Genomic DNA, 6,360 nt, shown 5'->3' on the forward strand with positions numbered 1-6,360 from the left:
ACCTCCTCCCCCGCCGCCTCCACCGCACCCCGCCAGCAGGCCGGCCAGGGCGAGCGCCATCGCGCCGGTGGTGGCGGCCATGGCCCGCGAGCGCCGCGACGCGTGAGCATTGCGAAAGGCCATCGGGGTCCTCCTGGCGTCCGCGGTGGCGGACAGTGCAGACTGGTTTTTGTTCGGGGCGCGGGGGCGGGACGCTCGCCCGCTACTGGATGAAGCCCATGCCGCGCGATTCGCGCACCTCGGGCTTGATGCGATGCTCGGCTTCGAGCTGTTCGAGAAACTCCGCCGCCGAGAACTCGGCCGCGAGGATGTCGGTCTGCCGCTTCACGGCCGCGAAATCGCCCGGGCACAGCTGCGACAGCAGCGCCAAGCGCGCGCGCACCTCGCCGGTGAGCAGGCCCGCGTCGCCCGCGAGCGCCTCGGTGACGAACATGCGCTCACGCTGGGCCGCGGTGAGCGGCATGAACTTGATCTTGAAGGTGAAGCGCCGCAACGCCGCCTGGTCGAGCCGGTCGAGCAGGTTGGTGGTGCAGATGAACACGCCGCGAAAGCGCTCCATGCCCTGCAGCATCTCGTTGACCTCGGTGACCTCGTAGGTGCGCTGCGCGCCGCGCCGGTCCTGCAGGAACGAATCGGCCTCGTCGAGCAGCAGCACGGCCTTCTCGGACTCGGCCTCCTTGAACATGGCGGCCATGTTCTGCTCGGTCTCGCCGACGTACTTGCTCATGAGGTCGCTGGCCTGCTTGACGATGAGCGGGCGGCCCACGGCCTTGGCGATGTGCTCGGCTAGCGCGGTCTTGCCGGTGCCGGGCGCGCCGTAGAAGCACAGCGTGCCGTGGCCGCGCGCCTTCAGCGCCTCGACGATGCGCGGGATCTCGAAGCGGGTTTCGACGTGGAGCATGTCCAGGTCGTAGGTGGTGACGCTGCGGCGCTCGGCCGGGCTCTTGTCGAGCGTGCCCAGCGCGAGGTCGGCGTTGCGCAGCTGGCGCTCGATGAGCGCCTCGACCGAGGCCTCGTCGGTCTTGGCCAGGCCGGCGAAGCGCACGGCGGTGCGGATCTGCGCGGGCGTGAGGCCCTTGCGCTCGGCCAGCTTGGCGGTGAAGGCCTCGGACACGACCACGCCTTCGAGCGTCTTCTTGACGAGCTGCTCGCGCGCGCCGGGCGGCGGCGACTTGAGTTCGAGGTGGTAGGCGAAGCGGCGGCGGAAGGCCGGGTCGATCTGCTCGATGCGGTTGGTGACCCACAGCGTGGGCACGGGGTTGGCCTCGAGGATCTGGTTGACCCAGGCCTTGCCGCTCACGCTGCCGCTGGCGGGCGCGGGGATCTGCTCGGCGCGCGCCATGAACTGCGCGGCCTCGGTGCTGATGGGCGGGAACACATCTTCGACCTCGTCGAACAGCAGCGCGGCCTGCGCGCTGCCCTTGAGGAACACCTGCGCGATCTGCAGCGAGCGGTAGCGGTCGCGGCCGCTGAGCGAGTTGCCGTCGCGGTCGGCGTACTCGACCTCGAAGAGCTCCAGGCCCGCGGCCTGCGCGACCACCTTGGCCAGCTCGGTCTTGCCGGTGCCGGGCGGGCCGTAGAGCAGCACGTTGACGCCGGGCTCCTTGCGCGCAACCGCAGCGCGCAGCAGCGTGACGAGCATCTGCGCGTCTTCCTGCACGAAGGAGAAGTCGTGCGGCGTGAGCGCGCTCTTGGCCGAGGGCCGCGTGAACACGGCCATCAGCTCGTTGTGGTCGCGGTACTCGCGCATCAGCACGGGCGGCAGCTTCTCGCTGACCTTCATGAGGTCAGCGAGGTCGGTGATGTTGTGCTCGGAGATGAGGTTCTCGACGAGGCCGATGCGCTCCAGCCGCGAGCCCGCGCGCAATGCCTCGCCCACCTCGCTCGCGTTGACGCCCGCGATGTCGGCGATGGCGGCATAGGCCTCGGGCGCGTTGTTGACCTTGAACTCGACCAGCAGCGAACGCAGGTCGCGCTGGTAGCGCGCGAGCGTGCCGTACAGGAGCAGCGCGCGCTCGGCCTTGTTGAGCTGCAAGAGGCCGGCGAGCGCGTCGATGTTCTTCTCGACCAGCGTCGACTGCTTGCGCAGCGCGTGCGTGAGCCAGTCGCGCGTGACGGCCAGCACCGAGAGCAGGTCTTTGGGCTGGTCCTTCGCGTACTCGTCGAGGTAGAAGAACAGCGTGCCTTCTTCATACGGGCCGCGCCACACGCCGTGGCGTTCGAGCAGCGTGCGGCCGTCGAAGTCTTCGACGCCCTTCCACGCTTCATTGCCCGCACAGCGGCGGCCCAGGAACTCGCGCAATCGCTGCAGCACCGCGGCGGGCCACACGAGGTGGCGCCCGGTGAGCGAGAGCAATCCGTTGATATCGCGCCGCACATTGAAGCGCGGCCCCTGCTTGGCGGCGAGCGTGAGCACGAAGTGCGAGCACATGAGCTCGAGCACCGGTGCTTCCTTGAGGCCGGGCGAAGGCAAGGCCTGCCCGCGCACCGCAGCAGCCACCACATCGACACCCGCACGCTTGACCATCAGGCAACCTCCTGCGAGGAAATACTTGGAGCGACCATAACGCAGACTTTTGGCTTCGGGAAGATGCCGAAAGAGTAAAAACCCTGATCCGCTGGATTCCAGCCACAATGCGCGCCATGGTCGGAATCGAAGCTATCCGTCGCGCTGCGGCGCGCCTGCAGGGCCAGGTGCTCAACACGCCCTGCGTGGAGTCGCGCACGCTCTCTGAAATCGTGGGCGCGCAGGTGTTCCTCAAGTTCGAGAACCTGCAGTTCACGTCGTCCTTCAAGGAACGCGGGGCGTGCAACAAGCTGGTCGATTTGTCCGAAGGCGGCACGCGCGGCGTGATCGCCATGTCGGCCGGCAACCATGCGCAGGGTGTGGCTTATCACGCGCAGCGGCTGGGCCTGCGCGCACTCATCGTGATGCCGCGCTTCACGCCCGGCGTGAAGATCGAGCGCACTCGCGGCTTCGGCGCCGAGGTGGTGCTGCACGGCGACACGCTCGACGCGGCGCGCGCCCATGCGCTGGCACTGGCCGAGCGTGAAGGCCTGACCTTCGTGCACCCCTACGACGACGAAGCCATCATTGCCGGCCAGGGCACGATCGCGCTCGAGATGCTCGACGCGGTGCCCGACCTCGACACGCTGGTGGTGGCGGTCGGCGGCGGCGGGCTCATCGCCGGCATGGCCGTCGCGGCGCGCGAGATCAAGCCCGGCATCGAGATCGTCGGCGTGCAGACGCAGCGCTTTCCGGCGATGGTGAATGCCGTCAAGGGCACGCACCACGCGCAGGGCACGAGCACGATCGCCGAAGGCATCGCGGTCGGCACGCCCGGCGTGCTTACGCGGGAGATCATCGCCGCCAAGGTCGACGACCTGCTGCTGGTGGACGAAGGCGACATCGAGCAGGGCGTGCTGATGCTGCTGGAGATCGAAAAGACCCTGGTCGAAGGCGCCGGCGCGGCAGGCCTGGCGGCGCTGATCCGGCACCCGGAACGCTTTCGCGGCAAGCGCGTGGGCCTGGTGCTGTCGGGCGGCAACATCGATCCGCTGCTGCTCGCGGCCATCATCGAACGCGGCATGGTGCGCGCCGGTCGGCTCGCCCGGGTGCGCGTCAGCGCGCGCGATGTGCCGGGTTCGCTGGCCCAGATCACGGCCACTGTGGCCGAAGCGGGCGCTAACGTCGACGAGGTGCACCACCAGCGCGCCTTCACCATGCTGGCGGCGCAGAATGTCGACGTCGAGCTGGTGCTTCAAACGCGCGGCCGGGCCCACCTGGCGAGCGTCTTGAGCGCCCTGAAAGACGCCGGTTTCGAAGCCGTGGAGCAGCACTGAGGGCTCCTCGCAACCCCCTAGACCCGCTGACGGCGCCTCGCCGGTAAAATGGCGGGAGTTTTGTCATTTGCGGTTGACTGCATTTGATGCGTTGTCATTTGCGTATTCGAGGTATTTCCCGATGTCCCATCCCACCCCCGCCGAGCACGGCCACGCTGCCGCCGCCGAACATGACGCCGTCGAATCGGTCGTTCACCTGATGCCGCTCGTGCTCCCGCTGGCTGGCGGCGTGCTGATGCTGCTGCTGGCGTCGATCGCCGTTTTTCTCGCCTGAGCTGACAGGCTTTCGCGCTTTTGTCCGCGGGCTGTGCGGCCCGCGTTGACGCAATCTCCCGAAGCGAAACGTTTTCTCAAACGGACCTCCGTGCCTGCCCCGGCGCGGCGCCCCGTTCGGAAAGACGATTTTTCAACTTAGGAGATTTCCGATGAACGCACCCACGATGAAGGGCCTTCCCATTCAGGCGCCCTCATACGTCAAGAACGCCAAGCTGATCGCCTGGGTGGCCGAGATGGCCGCGCTGTGCAAACCCGACGCCATCCACTGGTGCGACGGCAGCAAGGAAGAATACGACCGCCTCTGCCAGCAACTGGTCGACGCCGGTACCTTCAAGAAACTGAACCCCGCCAAGCGCCCGGGCTCGTTCCTCGCGATGTCCGATCCGAGCGACGTGGCACGCGTCGAAGACCGCACCTTCATCTGCTCCGCACAGAAGGAAAACGCCGGCCCCACCAACAACTGGATGGCCCCGGCCGAGATGCGCGCGACGCTGCAACCCCTGTTCGACGGCTGCATGAAAGGCCGCACCATGTACGTGGTGCCCTTCAGCATGGGCCCGCTGGGCTCGCCCATTGCGCACATCGGCATCGAGCTGTCCGACAGCCCCTACGTGGCCGTCAACATGCGCATCATGACCCGCATGGGCAAGGCCGTGTACGAAGTGCTGGGCACCGATGGCGAGTTCGTGCCGTGCGTCCACACCGTGGGCGCACCGCTCGAGGCCGGCCAGAAGGACGTGACCTGGCCCTGCAACACCACCAAGTACATCGTTCACTACCCCGAGACGCGCGAGATCTGGAGCTACGGCTCGGGCTACGGCGGCAACGCGCTGCTGGGCAAGAAGTGCTTCGCGCTGCGCATTGCCTCGAACATGGGCCGCGACGAAGGCTGGCTGGCCGAGCACATGCTGATCCTCGGCGTGACCAGCCCCGAGGGCAAGAAGCACCACGTGGCCGCCGCCTTCCCGAGCGCCTGCGGCAAGACCAACTTCGCCATGCTGATCCCGCCGGCGGGCTTCGACGGCTGGAAGGTCACGACCATCGGCGACGACATCGCCTGGATCAAGCCTCAGGCCGACGGCACGCTGCGCGCCATCAACCCGGAAGCCGGCTACTTCGGCGTGGCCCCGGGCACCAACGACCTGACCAACCCGAACTGCATGGCCAGCCTGCACCGCGACGTGATCTTCACGAACGTGGCACTGACCGACGACGGTGACGTCTGGTGGGAAGGCATGGGCGACGCGCCCGCGCATTGCATCGACTGGCAAGGCAAGGAGTGGACGCCGCAGATCGCCAAGGAAACCGGCGCCAAGGCCGCCCACCCGAACGCGCGTTTCACCGTCGCCGCCACCAACAACCCCGCGCTCGACGAAGCCTGGGACGACCCGAAGGGCGTGAAGATCGACGCCTTCATCTTCGGCGGCCGCCGTTCGACGACCGTGCCGCTGGTGACCGAAGCCCGCAACTGGGTCGAGGGCGTCTACATGGCCGCCACGATGGGCTCGGAAACCACCGCTGCGGCCGCCGGCCAGCAGGGCGTGGTGCGCCGCGACCCGTTCGCCATGCTGCCGTTCATGGGCTACAACATGAGCGACTACTTCCAGCACTGGCTCGATCTGGGCAAGAAGCTGCAAGCCTCGGGCGCCCAGCTGCCGAAGATCTACACGACCAACTGGTTCCGCAAGGGCGCGGACGGCAAGTTCGTCTGGCCAGGCTACGGCGAAAACATGCGCGTACTGAAGTGGATGATCGACCGCGTGGAAGGCAAGGCGACGGAAGGTGTCGAGCACATCACCGGCGTGAGCCCGCGTTACGAAGACCTGAACTGGACTGGGCTGGATTTCAGCGCCGAGCAGTTCGCTACCGTCACGAGCATCGACAAGGCGGCTTGGCAGGCTGAGCTGAAGCTGCACACGGAGCTGTTCCAGCAGCTGGCACACCATCTGCCGAAGGAATTGCCGGAGACGAAGGCTGCGATTGAGCAGCGGCTGGCGGCCTGAGTCATTTCTTCTCGCAGGCTCTCGCAGCCTGCGAAGTGCGGGCCTTGAAAGCCCAATAGAAAGCCCGATGAGTTCATCTCGTCGGGCTTTTTTGTTTTAGGCGTTGGTCAATTAGCGCCGCGGCAAGTGATTCCAGGGCACGGAGGCGTCTTCGCGGATGTCGAGCGCGCCTTGCATACGGCGCGCAAGCGACTGTCTGGCTTGCAGCGCGACCCAGTGAAGCACGCGCGTCATGCCA

Annotated in this window: 4 protein-coding genes and 1 pseudogene; 4 read left to right on the forward strand and 1 reads right to left on the reverse strand. The window is 67.1% G+C overall.

Annotation, left to right across the window (positions count from 1 at the left end; genetic code table 11):
- Positions 1 to 202 precede the first annotated feature (202 nt).
- The gene (locus tag AC07YS_RS31740) at positions 203 to 2,527 is read right to left on the reverse strand and encodes an ATP-binding protein (protein WP_495270339.1); all 2,325 of its coding nucleotides are present in this window, start codon (positions 2,525 to 2,527) and stop codon (positions 203 to 205) included.
- Positions 2,528 to 2,643: 116 nt separating this feature from the next.
- Here AC07YS_RS31740 and AC07YS_RS31745 point away from each other — a divergent pair, with 116 nt between their 5' ends.
- The 4 genes and pseudogenes from AC07YS_RS31745 to AC07YS_RS31760 all read left to right on the forward strand — a co-directional run.
- Entirely contained in the window at positions 2,644 to 3,843 is a 1,200-nt protein-coding gene (locus AC07YS_RS31745) for a threonine ammonia-lyase (protein WP_169805105.1), read from the forward strand.
- 121 nt (positions 3,844 to 3,964) lie between these two features.
- Complete coding sequence (locus AC07YS_RS31750) at positions 3,965 to 4,117, forward strand: hypothetical protein (protein WP_169805104.1); 153 nt, start codon at positions 3,965 to 3,967, stop codon at positions 4,115 to 4,117.
- Between the two features lie 151 nt (positions 4,118 to 4,268).
- Positions 4,269 to 6,122, forward strand: a complete 1,854-nt coding sequence (locus AC07YS_RS31755; RefSeq protein WP_139703565.1) for a phosphoenolpyruvate carboxykinase (GTP) — start codon at positions 4,269 to 4,271, stop codon at positions 6,120 to 6,122.
- A gap of 111 nt (positions 6,123 to 6,233) precedes the next feature.
- Positions 6,234 to 6,360: pseudogene (locus AC07YS_RS31760) on the forward strand (MBL fold metallo-hydrolase); the annotation flags it as partial.

The organism is Variovorax sp. GW458-11-26-14-LB1 (assembly GCF_059423965.1).